This is a genomic window from Streptomyces sp. NPDC033131, assembly GCF_055578365.1.
Map to the genome: position 1 here is coordinate 273,116 of NZ_JBVIPA010000004.1, position 18,574 is coordinate 291,689.

Annotated in this window: 20 protein-coding genes; 10 read left to right on the forward strand and 10 right to left on the reverse strand. The window is 71.6% G+C overall.

Going from position 1 to position 18,574, the window contains the following annotated elements; translation table 11 throughout:
* Nucleotides 1-78 precede the first annotated feature (78 nt).
* Entirely contained in the window at nucleotides 79-2,613 is a 2,535-nt protein-coding gene (locus tag ACZ5XS_RS08515; RefSeq protein ID WP_468649038.1) for a SpoIIE family protein phosphatase, read from the reverse strand.
* 120 nt (nucleotides 2,614-2,733) lie between these two features.
* Nucleotides 2,734-3,300, reverse strand: a complete 567-nt coding sequence (locus ACZ5XS_RS08520) for an AMIN-like domain-containing (lipo)protein (RefSeq protein ID WP_468649040.1) — start codon at nucleotides 3,298-3,300, stop codon at nucleotides 2,734-2,736.
* 298 nt (nucleotides 3,301-3,598) lie between these two features.
* Between ACZ5XS_RS08520 and ACZ5XS_RS08525 the strand changes: the two genes are divergently transcribed.
* Nucleotides 3,599-4,126 (forward strand): hypothetical protein, encoded by a 528-nt coding sequence (locus ACZ5XS_RS08525; protein ID WP_468649042.1) that lies wholly within the window; start codon nucleotides 3,599-3,601, stop codon nucleotides 4,124-4,126.
* Between the two features lie 13 nt (nucleotides 4,127-4,139).
* On the opposite strand, the gene ACZ5XS_RS08530 is transcribed toward ACZ5XS_RS08525, so the two are convergent.
* Nucleotides 4,140-4,703, reverse strand: coding sequence for a hemerythrin domain-containing protein (locus ACZ5XS_RS08530; protein WP_468649044.1), 564 nt, complete (start codon nucleotides 4,701-4,703; stop codon nucleotides 4,140-4,142).
* 175 nt (nucleotides 4,704-4,878) lie between these two features.
* Here ACZ5XS_RS08530 and ACZ5XS_RS08535 point away from each other — a divergent pair, with 175 nt between their 5' ends.
* On the forward strand, nucleotides 4,879-6,063 hold the full coding sequence (locus tag ACZ5XS_RS08535; protein ID WP_468649046.1) for an amidohydrolase: 1,185 nt from the start codon (nucleotides 4,879-4,881) through the stop codon (nucleotides 6,061-6,063).
* Nucleotides 6,064-6,075: 12 nt separating this feature from the next.
* On the opposite strand, the gene ACZ5XS_RS08540 is transcribed toward ACZ5XS_RS08535, so the two are convergent.
* From ACZ5XS_RS08540 to ACZ5XS_RS08550, 3 genes are read right to left on the reverse strand one after another with little or no spacing between them, the layout of a single operon-like run.
* Nucleotides 6,076-6,801 (reverse strand): metallophosphoesterase family protein, encoded by a 726-nt coding sequence (locus ACZ5XS_RS08540; protein ID WP_468649048.1) that lies wholly within the window; start codon nucleotides 6,799-6,801, stop codon nucleotides 6,076-6,078.
* Nucleotides 6,798-7,094, reverse strand: coding sequence for a BON domain-containing protein (locus tag ACZ5XS_RS08545; protein ID WP_468649050.1), 297 nt, complete (start codon nucleotides 7,092-7,094; stop codon nucleotides 6,798-6,800). Before ACZ5XS_RS08545 ends, ACZ5XS_RS08540 begins: the two co-directional genes overlap by 4 nt.
* The gene (locus ACZ5XS_RS08550; RefSeq protein WP_468649052.1) at nucleotides 7,091-7,783 is read right to left on the reverse strand and encodes a nucleotidyltransferase family protein; all 693 of its coding nucleotides are present in this window, start codon (nucleotides 7,781-7,783) and stop codon (nucleotides 7,091-7,093) included. Before ACZ5XS_RS08550 ends, ACZ5XS_RS08545 begins: the two co-directional genes overlap by 4 nt.
* 120 nt (nucleotides 7,784-7,903) lie before the next feature.
* Between ACZ5XS_RS08550 and ACZ5XS_RS08555 the strand changes: the two genes are divergently transcribed.
* Complete coding sequence (locus ACZ5XS_RS08555; protein ID WP_468649054.1) at nucleotides 7,904-8,215, forward strand: hypothetical protein; 312 nt, start codon at nucleotides 7,904-7,906, stop codon at nucleotides 8,213-8,215.
* A 13-nt stretch (nucleotides 8,216-8,228) separates the two neighbouring features.
* Here ACZ5XS_RS08555 and ACZ5XS_RS08560 read toward each other — a convergent pair whose 3' ends face one another.
* Nucleotides 8,229-8,720: a DUF1360 domain-containing protein gene (locus ACZ5XS_RS08560; RefSeq protein ID WP_468649056.1), complete on the reverse strand. Its 492-nt coding sequence runs from the start codon at nucleotides 8,718-8,720 to the stop codon at nucleotides 8,229-8,231.
* 206 nt (nucleotides 8,721-8,926) lie between these two features.
* Here ACZ5XS_RS08560 and ACZ5XS_RS08565 point away from each other — a divergent pair, with 206 nt between their 5' ends.
* Entirely contained in the window at nucleotides 8,927-10,585 is a 1,659-nt protein-coding gene (locus ACZ5XS_RS08565; protein ID WP_468649058.1) for a catalase, read from the forward strand.
* 63 nt (nucleotides 10,586-10,648) lie between these two features.
* On the opposite strand, the gene ACZ5XS_RS08570 is transcribed toward ACZ5XS_RS08565, so the two are convergent.
* Both ACZ5XS_RS08570 and ACZ5XS_RS08575 read right to left on the reverse strand, forming a co-directional pair.
* Complete coding sequence (locus ACZ5XS_RS08570; protein ID WP_468649060.1) at nucleotides 10,649-11,038, reverse strand: hypothetical protein; 390 nt, start codon at nucleotides 11,036-11,038, stop codon at nucleotides 10,649-10,651.
* A gap of 147 nt (nucleotides 11,039-11,185) precedes the next feature.
* Complete coding sequence (locus ACZ5XS_RS08575; protein WP_468649062.1) at nucleotides 11,186-11,719, reverse strand: DoxX family protein; 534 nt, start codon at nucleotides 11,717-11,719, stop codon at nucleotides 11,186-11,188.
* Between the two features lie 196 nt (nucleotides 11,720-11,915).
* Here ACZ5XS_RS08575 and ACZ5XS_RS08580 point away from each other — a divergent pair, with 196 nt between their 5' ends.
* The 6 genes from ACZ5XS_RS08580 to ACZ5XS_RS08605 all read left to right on the forward strand — a co-directional run bounded on the left by ACZ5XS_RS08580 (nucleotide 11,916) and on the right by ACZ5XS_RS08605 (nucleotide 17,713).
* A complete protein-coding gene (locus ACZ5XS_RS08580; protein ID WP_468649064.1) occupies nucleotides 11,916-12,329 on the forward strand; it encodes an SRPBCC family protein in 414 nt (137 codons plus the stop codon).
* A 187-nt stretch (nucleotides 12,330-12,516) separates the two neighbouring features.
* Entirely contained in the window at nucleotides 12,517-14,448 is a 1,932-nt protein-coding gene (locus tag ACZ5XS_RS08585) for a DUF1996 domain-containing protein (RefSeq protein ID WP_468649154.1), read from the forward strand.
* Between the two features lie 94 nt (nucleotides 14,449-14,542).
* Complete coding sequence (locus ACZ5XS_RS08590; RefSeq protein WP_468649066.1) at nucleotides 14,543-14,818, forward strand: hypothetical protein; 276 nt, start codon at nucleotides 14,543-14,545, stop codon at nucleotides 14,816-14,818.
* 83 nt (nucleotides 14,819-14,901) lie between these two features.
* Complete coding sequence (locus ACZ5XS_RS08595) at nucleotides 14,902-15,594, forward strand: class I SAM-dependent methyltransferase (protein ID WP_468649068.1); 693 nt, start codon at nucleotides 14,902-14,904, stop codon at nucleotides 15,592-15,594.
* Nucleotides 15,595-15,659: 65 nt separating this feature from the next.
* Nucleotides 15,660-15,833 (forward strand): CsbD family protein, encoded by a 174-nt coding sequence (locus ACZ5XS_RS08600; RefSeq protein WP_217237978.1) that lies wholly within the window; start codon nucleotides 15,660-15,662, stop codon nucleotides 15,831-15,833.
* A 155-nt stretch (nucleotides 15,834-15,988) separates the two neighbouring features.
* Nucleotides 15,989-17,713, forward strand: coding sequence for a hypothetical protein (locus tag ACZ5XS_RS08605; RefSeq protein WP_468649070.1), 1,725 nt, complete (start codon nucleotides 15,989-15,991; stop codon nucleotides 17,711-17,713).
* 72 nt (nucleotides 17,714-17,785) lie between these two features.
* Here the strand turns inward: ACZ5XS_RS08605 and ACZ5XS_RS08610 are convergent, their stop codons facing one another.
* A complete protein-coding gene (locus ACZ5XS_RS08610; protein WP_468649072.1) occupies nucleotides 17,786-18,427 on the reverse strand; it encodes a cutinase family protein in 642 nt (213 codons plus the stop codon).
* Nucleotides 18,428-18,574: the final 147 nt, after the last annotated feature.

The following is an 18,574-nucleotide window of genomic DNA, read 5'->3' on the forward strand; positions in this document are numbered from 1 at the left end:
GAGGCGAGGGGGCCCAGGGCATGACAGCCCCAACTCCCGACGCCCGGGGGTGTGACCCGCCCCGGACACCTGTCGGTTTCACCGCGCGGGACGGCGTGCGGCGAGCAGGAGGGCGATGTCGTCGGGGCGGTCGACGGCGTGACGGGCCGTCGTGGTGAGGCGGTCGGCCACGCCCGCCAGCGCGCGGCCGCCCGGACGGACGGCGGGGGCGCCGAACCTGGCCAGGGCCACGCGAAGGGCGCTGATGCCGTCGTCGATGTCGCCGCCTGGCTTCTCGACCAGGCCGTCGGTGTAGAGGGCGAGGATGGCTCCGGGGTCCATGCGCAGCTCCGTCACCGGGTAGCGGGCGCGCGGGTCCACGCCGAGCACCACCCCGCCGGGCAGGTCAAGGACGTGGGTGCGGCCGTCCGGGCGGCGCAGCAGAGGGGGCGGGTGCCCGGCACGGGCCGCCCGGGCCATGCCGGTGGCGGGGTCCAGGCGGATGTAGCAGCAGCTCGCGAACAGCCCGGGGTCGAGGTCGATGAGGAGGTGGTTGGTGCCGCTCATGACCTCGTCGGGCGGCCGGTCGCCGAGTGCGAACGCCCGTACGGCGCTGCGCAGTTGCCCCATGGTCGCCGCCGCCTGCACCCCGTGCCCCTGCACGTCCCCGATGACCAGCGCGAGGCCGTCGCCGGACTCCACGACGTCGTACCAGTCCCCGCCCACCTCCATGCCCTGGGTACCGGGCAGATAGCGCCCCGCCGTCTCCACCCGCGGGTGCGAGGACAGCCGCCGGGGCAGGAGGGCCTGCTGGAGTCCGCGGGCGAGGGCGGCCTCGGTCTCGTAGCGCTGCGCCTTGTCCATGGCGTGGGCGATGAGCCCGGCGAGCGCGGTGAGGACCGTACGTTCCTCGGTGCTGAAGCTGCGGGACCGGTCGAAGCCCAGGATGCAGGAGCCGACCGGGCGGCCGGAGGCGATCAGCGGCAGGAAGGCGCGGGCGCCCTCCTCGGCATCCAGCTGGATGCCGGGATAGGCGGCGGCCAGCTGTTGCATGGAGTCGAAGAAGAGCGGACGGCCGGTGGTGAGCGTCTCGACGCCGGGCAGCCGCGCGTCGAGCGCCACCCCGTCGAACGGGGCGAGGAACCCGGAGGGGAAGCCGCTCTCCCAGGCCAGATACAGGTGCCGTTCCTGGAGCAGGTAGATGGCGAGCCGGCGGCCGCCGAACGCGGGCAGCAGCTCCCGCATCACCACGGCGGACACCTGGCGGGCGGTGACCGCCTCCGTCAGCGCGATCGCGAGGACGATCGGGCGGTACACGGGCGCCGGCGGGGCGAGACCGTCCCCGGTGGTGAGGGCGGCCGGGGCGGTGTCCGCCACCCGGCTCGCCGGACGGATCGTGCAGGTCAGGCGGTCCGGGCCGGGATGCACGGAGAAGGCGAGCCAGTCTCCCTCGGAGGGCCGCGGCGCAAACTCGGCGGTGTCCGCGGCGGGTCGCTCGACATGGAAGTGCACCGGGTCCGGCGACAGCAGGGCCCCGCGCAGATGGTCCTCGACGTCCGGCAGGCCGATCCACGGCACGGCGTCCCACAGGGCCCGGCCCAGCAGCTCGGTCCGCGGCCGGTGCAGCAGCTGTGCGGCGCGCGGGTTGGCGTAGACGACCAGGCCCTCCCGGTCCATGCAGAACACACCGTCCGGCAGCAGGTCGGCCGCCGCGTCGGCGGTGGCGCCGAGACCCGGGTCGAGCACGATGCCCCGCACCGGACGCGCCTGCGGCGGTACGGCGGCCGGGATGGTCGCCTCGTTGGGGGAGCGGCCGGTCGCCTCGTACGGGCTCCACAGGTCCATCAGCCGCAGTCCGCCGTCCGCGGCCCGCAGGTACAGCGGCAGGATCGGAGGTCTGCCGACGGCCGTGTCCCGCAAGGCGAGCAGGATCCGGTTCGTCTCGGAGGGGGCCACGGCGTCCGCGAACGCCTGCGCGGTCCCGGCGAACTGCGTCGGCGGTACGCCCAGCAGCACGTGCAGGTCCGTGTCCCCGGTCACGAGGCCCGTCTCCGGCGTCCACAGGAAACGCCCGATGCGCGCGAGCGGCGGACGCCGGACCGGCGTCCGCGCGCACAGCGGCTCCCGGTCCCAGCGGAGCGGGGCCGCCTCGTCCTCGTCCAGACTCCGCAGGGCCGCGCCCAGATCCTGGGCCAGCCGAACCAGGCGGTCGCACTCGGGCAGCAGCTCGGCGGCGTCGTGGACGGAGGGGCGCAGCACGGTGAGGACGCCGTACGCGTGGGAACCGGCCACGACCGGCGCGTAGAGGGAGCCGAACTGGAACGGCAGGCCGGCCGAGAACTGGGGGTATCGGCGCATCGTCTCGGTGGCGTTCGGCAGGACCACGTGGACGCCCAGCCGATGGGCGTCCGCGACGGGGAACGGACTGTCCATGTGCAGCCGCCACCAGGGACGGAACAGCGGGCCTGGCAGCCCGGTGAGCACTGCCAGGCGCAGCAGTCCGGGCGTGGAAGAGCGCAGATAGACGCCTCCCGCATGGCCGCCGGCCGCGCTGATCGCCTCCGTCGAGGCGTCGATCAGCAGCGCCGCCAGCCGTCCGGGCTTCGGCTGTGCGTCCTGGGAGCTCCCAGTCATCGGCCCTACCTCGTCCGTGCGCCAGTCACGCGGGCGACACTGCAAGAATGCGCCATGACCGGCCCGGACCGCACCTGGGCAGGCGGTGGTGAGCTCGTGCTCTCCGGGGGAGCGGGCGGGTCAGCGGTTGCCGGTCCAGTTGTGGGCGACGTCCACCACGACCCGGTCGGCGAGGTGCTGTACCCGGAACGGCAGCCGGGTGCGCACTCCCAGCCCGATCTGCGTCTCGCCCTCGAAGCTGCCCGCGAACCGGGTGTCCCGGAAGGTGCGGTAGCCCGTGAGGTTCACGCCGGGCAGCGGGCGGGCCACCCGTCCGGGATACGTGGGTGCCCCGGTCGCGGGGTCGTAGGCGGGTGCTGCCACCCGTACCTCGAGGACGGCCCCGCCCGCGACGGGGACGGGACGGCCCGACCCGTCCTGACGGAGGCGGTCGACGTAGCGCACCCAGTAGCCGAGGCCCCCGGCGCCGCCGGGGACGTCGATGACCATCCGGTCGTAGCAGGGGTGGCTTCCGGTCCTGATGTTCTTCACCGGCGCCGTCGTGCCGGCGGCGCGGGACTTGGCCAGGCTGCCCCAGCCGGTGGGGCATGTCGTGGCCGCCGGGGCGGCGTCCGCCGGCATCGTGCTCGCCGTCAGTGCCGCGCCCATGAGTACCGCTGCGGCCCAGGCTGTTCTGCTTCGTCTCATGATGTCCCTCGAGACGTTGATGTGAGTGGTAATGGGTGAGACATCCGACCTGGCTGAAAGGTTGCACTCTTTCGCACGTCAGAAGGCCGCCTGCACCGCCGTGCTCACCGCGCCGGGCGGGTCCCGCACCGCGCCCCGACCGCGTCCGCGCCCGTTCCCGACAGAGCCCGGGCCTCCCCGGCCGATGTGGCCGAAGCCACGTCACCGGGGAGGCCCGGGCCATGTCGTACGGCGGGACCGGCGGGCTACCGTTTCGCGCAGTCCCCCCCTCTCATCACCAGCATCGGGCGGCCCGGCAGTGCAAGCAGATCTCTCCCCGGTCATAGCGGCGACCGCCCAGTGGCTGACCTGCGCCTATCCCTCGGGCGGCGGCGCGCTGGCCTCCGCCCTGTGCGAGGTGCAGGCGCGCCAGGCCGTGACCGTGGCGGCCTGGCTGAGATATCCGACCCTGATGGACGCCGCACTGGTCGGCATGGCCGGACCCGGTGGTTCGGCCCGGCTCGACTGGGTCACGGGCGCGGACGGGGCCGGCGCCCGGGACGCCGACGAGGCCGCCTGGCGCAGCTGGGTCGACGAGGTCGTCGCGAGCTGGGCGGCCTGCCTGCTCACCGATCCGGAACTGGCCGTCAGGGCCGTGGCCGCACTCGCGGGGGGCAGCCACACGAACGGGGTGCCGGCCGAGTTCCGCCGCCTGCTCGCCCCCGACGAGGAGGACCGCCGAGCGGCGGTCCTCCTGCGTCACCCCGACCTGCTGGCCCCCGTGGCCGAACTCCATCACTCCCAGCTCGTGGAACGCCTCGAACCGGGACAGGCACTCATCGCCTGAGGCCGCCGACCGGTCAGTCGTGCTTGCCGCGCCCGGTCAGCACGTCCCGCATCCGGTCGACCAGTCCGGCACCCGGTGCCAGCAGCTTGTTGGCCGGAGGCGTGTCCGGGGCGGACGGGTGCGGCCGGGTCGGCGCCATCTTCTTGGCCGTGCGGACCTTGTCGCCCAGGGTGTCGAGTGCCTCCGGCGGGCACGCCACCCGCAGCTGCGGGAAGAGGTTCTCCTCCTCGTCGGCGATGTGGGAGCGGATCTCGCTCATCAGCATGCCGACGAGCCGGTCGAACTCGGGATCCTCCGCCTCGCAGCCCTCCAGATCCTTCATGATCTGCTCGGCCTTCGCATGGTCCTCGATCTCCCGGTCCGCCAGGGCGTTCCCGTTCACCAGATGCTCGCGCACGGCCGGATACAGGTACTCCTCCTCGGCCACCGAGTGCCTCACCAGCTCCATCGTGGCCTGCTCGGCGTACACCTTGCGGTCCTTGTCACCGGACGGCAGGGCCTCGATGCGGCCGAAGAAGTCCTCGACCTCCCGGTGATCGGCCATCAGCTCGTCGATGACGTTTCCTCCGTGTCCCATGCTCTCCACCTCCAGCCAGGGGGGTGGCGGCCCCGGGGCGGACCCGCCAACGCCCCCGAGTGCCCCACGCGGCCCGCCCTACGCCCGGCCAAAGCCGCGCCGGACGGGTGTGGGCGGGGCACATCGAAGGAACCCGCACCGGGACACACGCCTGTGACGCCCCCGGGAGGCCGACGTGACCGACGCTCTGGACGAGGTGCTCGCGCGAGTACGCGGGGAAGTGGCCGCGAGGGCCGAGCGGCTGTGGGACATCGCGCTCACCCTGCACACCGAGCCCGAGTACGCCTTCGAGGAGCACCGGGCGGCGGCACTGCTCTGCGGCGAACTCGCGTGGGAGGGCTTCACCGTCGAGAGAGGCGTCGCCGGACTCCCCACCGCCTTCTCCGCCCGGTGGGGCGCACGGCCCCGGCCCGCGGTGGCCCTCCTCCTGGAGTACGACGCCCTGCCCGGCCTCGGGCACGCGTGCGGCCACAACCTGATCGCCGCGGCCGGCCTGGGTGCCGCGCTCGCGGCGCGGGCCGTTCTGCCCACCGACGCGGGAACCGTCCTGGCCGTGGGCACGCCCGCCGAGGAGGGCGGCGGCGGCAAGGTCACCGAGGTCGAGGCAGGGCTGTTCGACGACGTCGACGCCGCACTGATGTTCCATCCCGGCGTGTACAACTGGCGGTGGGCGCCACTGACCGCGCAGGCCCAGTACCGGGTCGCCTTCCACGGCCGCGCCGCACACCCCACCGGCAACCCCACCGAGGGCATCGACGCGCTCGCCGCGCTGATCCAGCTGTTCAACACCCTCGCCGTGGTCGGGCGGCGGCTGCCCGAGGGCTCCCACGTCCAGGGCATCGTCACCCACGGCGGCCGGGCGACGAACATCGTCCCCGAGTACGCGGAGGGCCTGTTCGGGCTGCGCGCCGCGACGACCGCCGCCCTGGAGGACCTCGCGGGAGAGCTCCTGACCTGCGCGCAGGGCGTGGCCCGGGCGACGGGAACGACGGTCACCGTCGAACGCGCCACACCGCGCTACGAGCACTTCCGTGACAGCGGGGTGATCTCCGCACGGTTCGCCCGGCACCTGGCCGGCACGGGCATCGGCATCACGGCCCCCGAGCCGGGCGTGTATCTGGGCTCCTCGGACATCGGCAACGTCAGCGGGCGCGTCCCCGCCATCCATCCCTTCGTGGCGATCATGGATCCGGACGGCTCCGACCACACCGCCGAGTTCGCCGCCGCCGCGGCGTCCGAACGCGGCCGGGCGGCGATGCTGGCGTCGGCGGAGGCACTGGCGTGCACGGCGGTCGAGGTGCTGCTCCGCCCGGAGGTGCGAGACCAGGCGTGGCAGGACCACACGGCCGCCGCGCCGTGAGTGCGGAAACCGTCAGCCGGAGTGCAGCTGGTACACGTTGAACGCCCGCCGGATCACCGGCTGGGCCACGTTCCGCACCCGCACGCCACCGGCCGTCATCCCGTGCTCGGTGCCCGCGTGGGCGTGGCCGTGGACGGAGAGGTCTGCACCGGCCGTGTCGATCGCCTCCGCCAGCAGGTAGCTGCCGAGGAACGGGTAGATCTCGGGCGGCTCGCCGGCGAGGGTGTCGGCGACGGGGGAGAAGTGGGTCAGCGCCACCCGCAGCTCGCAGCCCTCTTCCTCCAGCTCCTTGAGCGCGGTGTGCAACGAGTCCGCGCAGCGCCGCGTGTAGCGCACGAACTCCTTCATCAGCGGCTCGCCGAACTCGCCGGCGCTGCGCCCGACGAACCCGCCGCCGAAGCCCTTCGTACCGGCGACACCGACGCGCGAGCCGCCGCACTCGACGACCGTGCCCCTGCCCTCCAGGACCGTGACGTCCGCCTCCTGGAGGATGGCGGTGACCTTCTCGGGCTGCTCGTCGTGATGGTCGTGGTTGCCGAGCACCGCGACCACCGGCACCGGCAGCCCCCGTACCTCCTGGGCCACCACCCGGGCCTCCTCGGGCGTGCCGTGCCGGGTCAGGTCGCCCGCCAGCAGCAGCAGGTCGGCACACTCGTCCAGGGTGTCGAAGGCGGGGCGCAGCAGGCCCTGGCTCTCGGGGCCCATGTGGATGTCCCCTACGGCGGCGACGCGGATCATGGCAGGTCCTCCGCATGGTCGGGGGAGGCGGTCTCCGCCACCACGACGTCCGTGTGCACGGCGATCCCGGCCAGCTCCTCGTGGACGGTCCGCAGCAACGTCTCACGGCACTGCGCGGAGGGCACCGTACCGGTCACCACGACCGATCCGGCCCGCACCTCGATGCGTACGCCCAGCTCACCGAGCTCCTCCGCGACCAGCCGGTCGCGCAGGTGGGCGACGCGGTACTCGACGTTCTCCGCGGCAGGGGCGTGGCCGGCTCCGTGGGCCTGCCCCGCGCCGGTCTCGCTCATCGCCGTTCCTCCTTCGGCCTCGGACCGATGACCTCCAGCCGCTCCAGGAAGTAGAAGAACGCGTCGGGCATCGGATCGTCCCCACAGGCGTGGCGCACCGCCTCCCAGTCCACCCTTTCCCGCAGCGTGCGCGCGATCGGGAGCACCGCACCGAAGTCGCAGTGGTGCTCGGAGAAGGCGGCCACCAGGCTGTGCACCAGGTCGGTCGGCGCCAGCACCGGCATGAAGACCGAGTCGACCGACAACTCCTGCGCCCGCTCCAGCAGTTCCGTGGTGACCGGCTGGTGAGCCAGCTCGAAGATCAGGTCGACCTGCTGTCCCAGGCAACTGGACTTCAGCAGCCAGTCCTCCGGCGGCACGTACACCGGCAGCCCGGCTTCGCGCAGGGTCTCGGCGACGGCGTCCGCGTCCTCGGGACGGAAGCAGAAGTCGACGTCGTGCTGCAGGTTCTGAGCGCTTCCGTGCGCGTACACCGCGACGCTGCCCGCGAGGGCGAACGCGTGCCCCTTCCGCTTCAGGATCGAGCCCACCTGCTTGGCGGCCTGCAGGATCGCCTGATTGCGGTCGAGGGGCAGGTCCTCGCCGAGCGCCCCGTTCTGCGGTACGAGCTGCGGATCTCCCGATGCCAGACGCAGCTCCGCGACGCCTGCTCGCTGATCCACAGCGTCGTCCTCCGCATGCCGCGTCATCGCTGCCCCCTTTCCTGGTCGACGGCTCAGGCCCGGGTACCCGGCGCGCCGGGGTCGACACGAACGTCATCCGCCGACGTGCGCGCGTCACACTTCCGCGTTCGCGGGAACCCGGCCTTCATGAACAGCAAGGACACACCCCGGCAGACCTCGCCCGAGGAGCGCCGGATCGTCGAGCGACTGGTGCCGGCCTGGCTGGAGGAGACCGAGCGGCACGACGACGCCGCGGCCCGCGAGGCCCGCCGGGGCTGGGATCGGGGCTCGCTGTCGGACCGGTCCGCTCAGGATCTGGCCCACTGGGTCACCGCCCGGGTCACCGACACGGGTTTCCACGAGGACGAGGGCCCGCACGTGGAGGGCCCCGTCCGGATCACCCCCGCGGACAAGGAAGCCGTCCACCGCTGGCTCGCGGCGCAGGGCCACGGCATCTGACGAGGTGCCCCGCTCAGCCCTCGGTCTTCTCCTCGGTCCAGGTCCACGCGTACTGCAGCCAGTCCGCCACCGTCACGGCACTCAGCCCCGCACAGACCAGACGGGCGGCCCGCGGAGCGGCGGAGTAGCCGGCGACCAGGCCTCCGGCCACCCATGCGGAGGTGCAGAACGGGCAGGTCACCAGTTCTCCGACGGCTCGGCGGAGACCGCCCCCGCGGGGCGCGTCGTTCACCTCACCGCCCGCCCCCTCCTCTTCCCGGCGGGTGAACGGCGCCCGCACGAAGCTGGTGATCCGGTCCTTGGACAGCAGCCTGGACGCCTTGAACGTCGCGGTGCCGAGCAGCGCGACGTCCCAGGGCGGAACACGGTCCGGCAGCTGCACGCCACGACGCCGTGCCGCCACGGAGAACAGCACCGCACCCGCGGTGAACGCCGTGGTCAGCGTGGCATAGCCCGCCAGGGGCGCCTCGTCCTGATCGTCGTAGCGTCGGTCGTCAGTGGTCATGGCGCACGAGTGCCCGGTCCGCTCACCGGCACACGTGGCGCACCCGCGTGCACGGGCAACCGCACCGCAGAAGAAACACCGGCCGGTGTGACGGACCAGACGGGCCGGGTACCCGGCCCGTCTGCACGGCTGTGACCGTCGTCGGCGGCTGCCCCGCGGCCCGGTCCACGCGTCACAGCAGCCACGAGTCGAAGGAGCCCACGAAGATGACCGACGTGTCGAGCATGGGGCCCGGTCCGGACGACGACCGGAAGGTGCTCACCAACCGACAGGGCCACCCCGTCCACGACAACCAGAACCAGCGCACGGTCGGCGCGCGCGGTCCGGCGACCCTGGAGAACTACCAGTTCCTGGAGAAGATCAGCCACTTCGACCGGGAGCGGATCCCGGAGCGGGTCGTCCACGCCCGGGGCGTGACGGCGTACGGCTACTTCGAGGCCTACGGCGCCTGGGGCGACGAGCCGATCAGCCGCTTCACCCGGGCCAAACTCTTCCAGGAACGCGGCAAGCGGACCGACCTGGCCGTCCGCTTCTCCACCGTCATCGGAGGCCGCGACTCCTCCGAGGCCGCTCGCGATCCACGCGGCTTCGCGGTGAAGTTCTACACGGAGGACGGCAACTGGGACCTGGTCGGCAACAACCTCGGCGTCTTCTTCATCCGGGACGCGATCAAGTTCCCGGACGTCATCCACGCCCTCAAACCCGACCCCGTGACCTTCGAGCAGCAGCCCCGGCGCATCTTCGACTTCATGTCGCAGACGCCCGAGTCCATGCACATGCTGGTCAACCTGTTCAGCCCGCGTGGCATCCCGGCGGACTACCGCCACATGCAGGGCTTCGGCGTCAACACCTACAAGTGGGTCAACGACGAGGGCCGGACCGTCCTGGTCAAGTACCACTGGATGCCCAAGCAGGGCGTGCGCAGCATGACCGAGGAGGACGCCGCGAACGTCCAGGCGCAGGGACTCGGCCACGCCACCAAGGACCTGTACGAGGCCGTGGGCCGCGGCGACTTCCCGGAGTGGGAGCTCCTCGTCCAGATGATGGACGACCACGACCACCCCGAGCTGGACTTCGACCCGCTGGACGACACCAAGACCTGGCCCGAGCAGGAGTTCCCGCCCAAGCCGGTCGGCAGGATGGTGCTCGACCGGATGCCGGAGAACTTCTTCGCCGAGAACGAGCAGATCTCGTTCGGCACCGGCGTCCTCGTCGACGGTCTGGACTTCTCCGACGACAAGATGCTCGTCGGCCGCACCTTCTCCTACAGCGACACCCAGCGCCACCGCGTCGGCCCCAACTACCTGCAGCTGCCGGTGAACCACGCGAAGAACGCCGACGTGCGCACCAACCAGCGCGACGGCGCGATGACGTATCACGTCGACGGTGCCGGCGAGAACGCCGACGTCAACTACGAACCCTCGATCCGGGGCGGTCTGCGCGAAGCCGAGTACCCCACGCACGACGAGCAGGGACCGGAGATCACCGGGCGGCTCACCCGCAAACGCATCCCCCGCACCAACGACTATCTGCAGGCCGGCCAGCGCTACCTGCTGCTGGAGGAGTGGGAACGCGAGGACCTGGTCAAGAACTTCACCGACCTCCTCGCCCAGTGCGACCGGCCGGTGCAGGAACGCATGGTCTGGCACTTCCTGCTGGTGGAGAACGACCTCGGTCTGCGGGTCGGCGACGCCCTGGGCATCAGCCCCGACGACGTCTCGGGTCTGCAGCCGCTGGCCTCCCAGGACCTGACCGACGGGGACCGGGAGCGTCTGGCCAATCTCGGCAAGAACCCGCCGCGTGATGTCGAGGGCCTGACCATGACCCACTGTGTCCCGGACGAGCGGCACGTCGTGACCCGGTGACCGGGTGACCGGCCGTGTGCCGGGCGCGGCCGACGACCCGCCCGGCACATGGTCGCGCGGGGCTCACCCCGCCCGTTCTCCGGCTTCTTCGCCGGCCGCGGCTGCCGCGGAGTTCCCCGCGGCGCGGGAGTAGGCGTCGGTGTCCAGGTCCCGGTGCCCGCCCCGGAGTTCGTACCGTATGCGCAGTACGGCGGCGGCCTGTTCGCGGGTGGCCGAGGTGAGAGCGAAGTGCTGGCGGGCGTACTCCAGCACGTCGTCGACGTTCACCCGGCCTCGCAGCAGCCGTTCGCCCGCCCCGTCGGCACCGACGGCCTCCAGTCGGGCCGCCAGCGTCTTGCGCTGCGCGGCGATCGCGATGTCCGCCGCCACCCCGAGCTGTGCGCGCAGGTGGCGTGCGCGTCGCGCGGCCACCTCCCGCGAGGTACGGCCGCGCCAGTGCACCAAGCGCCTCATTCCCAACCCCCTGACGGATCGGCGCCGCCCGAGAGGTCCCGGACGGCGCATGCCAAGTCGTGACCCGTCCGACTACCCGGAGTACCGGCATCCAGACGCGACGATTCCCGTCGGAGCGCGGGTCGGCGGGGCGAGGGCCGCGGCCGGTCAGGCGGGCATCTTGGCCCGCAGACGGCCGGCCGCCGCGGCCGGACCGGCGGTGGCACGGACCGAACGGCGGACCAGATGCGCCTCCCGGCGCAGGTCGTGAGCGCTGTGGCGGCCGCGCCACCACAGCGACGGATGCCCGGCGGTGTCGTCCGCCGCGATGAGCAGCCCGCCGAGCATCGAAAGGTTCTTCAGGAAGTGGATGCGCTGCTGGGCGCGGTCCGCGGGATCCTCGGCCTCCCAGAAGCGGTGCCCGGCCAGCGTCGTGGGCACGAGCGTGCCGGCGATGGCCAGGGCCGCGACCCGCGGGACACGGCCCATGCCGAGCAGAACCCCCGCCGCCACCTGCACGGCACCGCTGAGCCGTACGACCTGTTCGGTGCGGTCGGGCAGCGCCTCGACGCGCTCGGTGAGCGGCTGGACGACCGGCTCGGCCACCGGGGCCACCGACTTGGGATCACGCACTGAGTTCAGGCCGCCGGCGATGAACATGGAAGCGAGCATCGGGCGGCCGGCCATACGCAGAAGACTCATGTCCTTCTCCAGGGGTGTGGGTGCCGGCGGTGTGGATGCCGGCGGTGGGTGCACGCTGCGCTCCCCGGGTTCCCGACCGGTGCGGGCTCATTCGATGCCGGCCGTCCCACTCCGGAGCGCCCGGTTCAGCTCCGGCAGGCCGGGAACGCGGTCCGTCGTACGAGCAGGATCCGAGGCAGGAAGAAACGGTGTCCCGATGACCGAGTACGAGCGTTCCCGCACGATGCCGGCCCAGCCGGAGCACGTCTTCGACCAGGCCGCCCAGGTCGAGCAGCTGGACGCCTGGCTGCCCGAGGCCCTGCACGTGCACGCCGACGACCCGCCCGCCGTCACCGTGCACGAGGACCACGCCGGCCATGACACCCGGGCGCTGCTCCAGTCCCGTCGCGACCAGCTGCGGCTCGAGTGGGGAACGGGCGACCAGGGCAGCTACGCCGGCTGGCTCCAGGTCGCCGGGCTCGACAGCGGTGCCAGCGAGGTGACCGTGCACCTGTCGTTCTTCGACGACAGCCACGACCCCGGCCGGCAGACCGTCCACGACGCCCTGGACAGCAGCCTGCGCCGCCTGGAGGAACAGGTCCGGCTGCGCGTCGACAACGCGGCGGGCTGATGACCGCCGCGTAAGAGATTTCTGTGAATTTCCGGGGCGCTTGAACACCCGGGGCTTCGCCTGCGTATAGGGCTGGGGGATTTCCATGCCCGTACGGACGACACGCGCAGGAGTTACTTCCGTGGGACACAACAGGCGCAGACGCCCAACAGGCGCACGACGTGCGACCGTTGCCGCCGTGGCACTGATGCTGGGCGGTGGTGGGCTGATGGCGGTCAACGTGTACGCCTCGGCGACCGACGGCGGCGGCTCGGACGGCCAGGGGTACGGCGGGGCCCGGGTTCTGGGAGCGGCGACGGTCTCCTGCCCGGACGTCGGCGCCCGGTTGACCACCGTGCCCGACGAGGCGCGGGCCGACGTCGACAAGGAACTCGCCTTCCTGGACCAGCAGGTGGCCGAGGCCTACCGGCAACTCCAGGACCCGGCACGGAACGCGCAGCCGGACAGCGGGATCATGGACCCCCTCAAGGAGGACCGGGCCGCGGCGATCGAGCGGATAGCCGCCGCCATCGACCGTACGGGGGAGCGTCCGCAGGGACTCGACGCCATGGCCGACTGCACGCTGCGTGAGAGCGACAACCAGACCGACGAGCAGAGCGGCGGCGAGGAGCAGCAACAGGGCGAGGAACAGCAGGGCGACGGTCAGGACCAGGGCGACGGCGCCCAGCAGCAGGGCAACGGCGGCCAGGCCGGCAACGGTCCCGTCGCCGCCGACTTCGCCGACATCACCAGCGTCCAGCCCGCACCGGCCGCCCCGGGCGCCGAGGCGGACGCCTCGCGCGGCACTTTCGTCACCAGCTGCGGCGTGAACGAGAACGGCCTGTTCAACTCGGACAACGTCATCGTCGCCCCGGGTGTCTCCAACGGAGCCCACCACTTCCACGACTACGTCGGCAACCAGGCCAACGACGCCTTCGCCAGTGACGAAGACCTCGCGAACGGCGACACGAGCTGCGAGGACCAGGGCGACAAGTCGTCGTACTTCTGGCCCGTCCTGCGTCTGCAGAACGGCACGCAGGAGCAGGACGCGGCCGCCCCGGGCGGCGGCATCGAGGGCAACGCCGGTGAGATCGTCACGCCCCGGCAGGTCACTCTCACGTTCGTGGGCAGCCCGCGCGGCGAGGTCACGGCCATGCCGAGGCTCCTGCGCATCATCACCGGCGACGCCAAGGCGTTCGTCAACGGAACGGCCAACGCCAACGCGTCCTGGAGCTGCACCGGGTTCGAGGACCGGCAGCTGAAGGACAAGTACCCGCTGTGCCCGCAGGGCAGCGACGTGGTCCGCACCTTCAAGTTCCAGAGCTGCTGGGACGGACGCAACATCGACAGCGCCAACCACCGTACCCACGTGGCGTTCGCGCAGGCCGACGGCGCCTGTCCCGCCGGGTTCCAGGCCATCCCGCAGCTCGTGCAGCGCATCGTGTACGACGTGGACGCGCCGAGCCTTCAGGACGGCGGCCGTACGACCCCGCTGTTCGCCGTGGACTCGTTCCCCGAGCAGCTGCACAAGCCGGTCACCGACCACGGTGACTTCATCAACGTCTTCGACGAAGACCTCATGCGGAACGTGGTCGACTGCATCAACGACGGGCGCCAGTGCGGTCCCGGCTCGGACCAGGGCCCCGGCAACGGAGAAGACCCCGGCAACGGCGAGGACCCGCAGGACGAGCCGAGCGACCAGCCGTCCGAAGAGCCGCAGGAGCAGCCGACCGAGCAGCCGTCCGGGGAGCCGCAGGAGCAGCCGACGGTGACTCCCGCCCCCTCCGCCGGCGGGAACGACGAGCAGGGCGGGAACGGCCAGGCGAAGCCCGACGCCTCACCCACCGCGCCGGCCGACGACGAACCCAAGGTCGCCACGCCCACCCCCGCCCGGAGCGCCACCGCCCTCCCCGAGGCCTGGTCGAACGACCTGGTCGAGAGCGGGACGGACGGCACCGCCGCCGCCACTCCGACGATCGGAGCGGCCGCGCAGTCCCCTGCCGGCGCTCAGACCGAAACCCAGACGGCCGGTGGCTCGCTGGCCGAGACCGGCAGCCAGCTGTGGCCGGCCGCGGCAGGTGCGGTGCTCCTCGTCTGCGGCTTCGTGCTGCTGCGTCGTACCAGGCGCGGTTCCGTGTAGACGGATGGACGGATGGACGGACGGCCGGGCGGGCCCCGCGGGTTCCGCCCGGCTCGACGCGCGGAAAGGCGGCATCCTGCCTACGATCACTTGAGTGGGACACACATTCGAAGAGCTCGTGGAGAAGCAGCGCGCGGCGGAGCAGGCGCACGAGCGGGTCGAAGACCTGAGCCGCGCCTACGGGCCGCCCGCCGAGCACAAGTGGTCCAAGAAGCAGACCGTCACCTACGAGACCGCGTTCCGGGCCTGGCGTGATCTGGACCGCGACATCCGCTCCGCTGTGGCGGAGTTCGCGAAGGAGCAGGGCCGGGCGCGCCGACGGGTGGAGGCGGACGTGCGGACGGCCGTGGCCCGTACCGAGTCGGAGTAGCGAACCGGCACGGCGGAACCAGGTTTTGCCGTACCGGCAACACTCTTTGCCTGTTGTCCGGGCGCGTCGCAGGCTTGGGCACCATGACGCACACGCACCCGAACCCGAACCCGAACCCGCACATCGCTCCGACCCAGCCCGCCGAGTTCTGGGAAGCCCGCTACCGGGACAGCGAACGAGTCTGGAGCGGCCGCCCCAATCCGCTCCTCGTACAGGAGGCGAGCCACCTCCCACCGGGCACCGCTCTGGACCTCGGCTGCGGCGAGGGGGCCGACGCGGTGTGGCTCGCGGCGCGCGGCTGGCAGGTCACCGGCATCGACATCTCCCACACGGCCCTCGAACGCGCCGCCTCGCACGCCGCCGAGGCGGGGGTGGCCGACCGGACGACGTGGGAACGGCACGAGCTGGGCACGACGTTTCCCGAGGGCGCCTTCGATCTGGTCAACGCCCAGTTCCTGCAGTCCCCGGTACGCCTCGACCGGGAGGGAATCCTGCGGCAGGCCGCCACGGCGGTCGCTGAGGGAGGCACGCTCCTGATCGTCATGCACGGCGGATGGCCGTCGTGGCAGAGTGAGGCACCCTTCGAGATGGAATTCCCCACGCTTGAGGGCACTCTTTCCGCACTCGCGCTGCCCAAGGAGAGCTGGAGCGTGGAAACCATGTCCGCCATGCGCAGGGAATGCGTCTCCCCCGAGGGAGTCGAGGGATTCCGTGAGGACAACGTGTGGCGGATCCGACGCGTGCGACAGCCGGAATCCGGGTCCGCGTTTGGATGAAGCGGTGAGGGCTACCCGGCACGAGAACCTACCCGCAAGTCAAACGCGGCTTGGAGTGATGGAACGTGGCCGGAGACCAGAAGGCCAGGGCGAAGAAGGAACAGGCCAAGGGAAAGGCCAAGGAGGCGATCGGCCGTACCGCGGGCAATGAGCGGATGGAGGCCGAGGGCCGGGGCGGGCAGTCGAAGGGCGACGCCCGACAGGCCAAGGAGAAGATGAAGGACGTCTTCAAGCACTGACGCAACGGCACACGACGAAAACACTCAGCGGGGCCCCCGTTCCATACCCGGGGGTCCCGCTGACCGCTGTTACCTGATGACAAAGGAAACGCAAGCCGCTGCGTTCCCGTGAGCACCGCCTGAGCGCACCGTGCTCACGGTCCTACCGTCCGGCTATGAACCTGAGTCGCAGCGAAAAGAGAACATGGCGGAGCGCCGCGGCGGCCGTGCTGCTGATCGCGGGAGTGCTCACGGCCGCCACCCCGAGTGACGCACAGGCGCGCACCGAGCGGACCGAGACGCCGGTGGCGTCGACGTCGCCGGTCACCGGGGTGACCGAGTCGGTGGTGCGGGTGAAGGTGCCGCTGCCCGCGTCCGTGGGGGCCCGGCCGGCGGCGTGCGACTGGCTGTCGTACCTGCGCTACCGCTCCTTTGCCGGACCGGCCGCCTCGGCCGACGCCGACCGGATCCTCGTGGCCCAGCCGGGCATCCTGGAAGGGGCCGGGGCGTTCGACAGCGTCGCCCGCAACACCGTGGCCCGGGCCGCCGAGCAGGGCAGCCACATCGAGTTCTGGGCACTGGACCGCCGCTCCAACTGCCTGGAGGACCGCACCGGCATCGCCTCCGGCGACCAGCACACGGCCGTCGACTACTACTACCGGGGCAAGCAGGTCGAAGGGCGGACCTTCGGCGGGTACGTCGACAACGCCCGGCTCGGCTGGATGGCGAAGCTCGGCATCGAGCAGACCGTCCGCGACCAGTACGACCTGCTCGCCGCCGAACTGCCCGACCCGTCACTGCGGGGGCACAAGGTGCTGTGCGGCGGCCACTCCCTGGGCGGAGTGATCACCGGCTACTTCGCGGCCGCCGACTTCGACGGCGACCGCACCACCACCGCGGATGCCGGCTTCAACCAGTGCGCCGGCTACTTCGCCCTCGACACCACCGTCTCCACCTCACTGGCCGACCTCAGCGGCAGCATCCCGGACGACACCAACCTGCCCGACATCGGCCTCGGCTACGGCGCTGTGCAGGCCGGGCTGGACAGCGGGGTGCTGCCCCGCTCCCTGTCGGCGCCGGTGCTGCTCAACCCCGAGACCATGACCGTGCTCGCCATCGCCGGCCTGGGTGCGCTCAGGGACCCCGGCGGCGAGGCGGACCTGCCCCGCTACCTGCCGTCGAACGTCAACATCGAGACCACCAACCGGTTCCTGTTCTCCGAGGACACCGCCACCTTCCTCAAGGGCTCACCCACGGTGGAGGACTTCCGGCTCACCAACGCGGCGATGCTCGGGGCACTGATGGACGACAACTCCGTACCGCTCGCGTTCCTGCAGAGCAGCGTGGGCTTCTTCGACGGCGGGCCGGTCGTCGACAAGAACTTCCCCGTCGCCAACGGCGGCGACCAGCAGGCGGGCCTGTTCGGCACCGACTACAAGGCCATCCCCGACCAGCCGAACGGCCCGCTGTACACATGGCGTGATCACGACCGTGTCGGCGACCCCGACGATCCCGGACACCGGTCCGCCGACGGCACACCGTTCACCTCGGCCGCCAAGGAGGTCACCGACATCCAGGAGCTCGCCCGCAGCATGGCCGAACAGCCGCTGGACTTCACCGAGCAGTACTTCCCGACCAAGCTGGTCACCGACATCCAGCTCGCGACCTCGCCCCAGGTGAAGCGGCTCGTCGTCCACCCCGAGGGGCTCACCGCCAACCCGACGCTCACCGTGCTCGCGGGCGACGGGCTGCTGGCGGGCCGCGCACCGGCCGACCTGCACCCGGTGATCGCCGAGGGCTACCAGCACCTCGACGTGCTGACCGCGGCGCCCGTACAGAACAACGGACTGCCCGAGCCCGTCTCCACCCACCTCACGCGCTTCGCGCGCTCGCCCGAATAGAGCCACAAGAGTGGGCCCGGGAGGTGATCACCTCCCGGGCCCACCGGCTTGTGCGGCTCAGACCTGTGCGGCTCAGACCTTGCCGGCGGCGAACGTGGCCGCCTCGTCGGCGTCGTCGCGGTAGCTGAGGTGGGCTCCGGTGTCGCCTCCTCCGGACTGGCAGACGGGGTCGCCCTCTGCGCAGATGTCGAAGGTGCGGCTCTGGTAGGTGCCGGTGACGCTCTTGCCGATGGCCCGGATCGGGTTGCCGAACAGCAGCACGGCGGAGACCTTCGGTTCGAGGGCGGCGGGAATCGTGGCGACGATGGGGCTGCCGACCACCGCACCCGCGCTGCTGATGCCGATCGAGTTGTCGACGACATTCGCGCCCTGCGAATATCCCACCAGAATGAAGCGCTGGTTGGGACACGCCGCTGCTTGGCTTGTGACGTGGTTGACGAGATCCCTGTTGCCCTGCGCGGCCGACGTCAGGGAAAGGTTCGCCGGATAGTCCACACTGTAGCTGGACAGGGTTTTGCCGGCGATTTTCTTCCGGAGTTCCGAATACACCGGGTCTCCGACGATGAAGCCGAGTGTGCCCGGCTCGAAGGTGCCTCGGGCCGATACGACATAGACGTCCGTGCAGGCGGCGGCTGTGGCGGTGGGTGCCGAGACAGTCGCCAGTCCTGCCCCGCCGGCCAATGAGAGCGCGGCGAGGCACAAGCGGATACGCATGGGGAATCCTCCGCGTGTGGGGCGCGGGATGCGCCTGGGAAGTGGAACGCCCCGAACGTATTCGCTTTCCCAGCGGAGTGTTATGCAGAGGATTATGGAATTGTCGCGCCGTTTTGAGCTCTCGTGAGCATCGTTCCCGACGGCTAT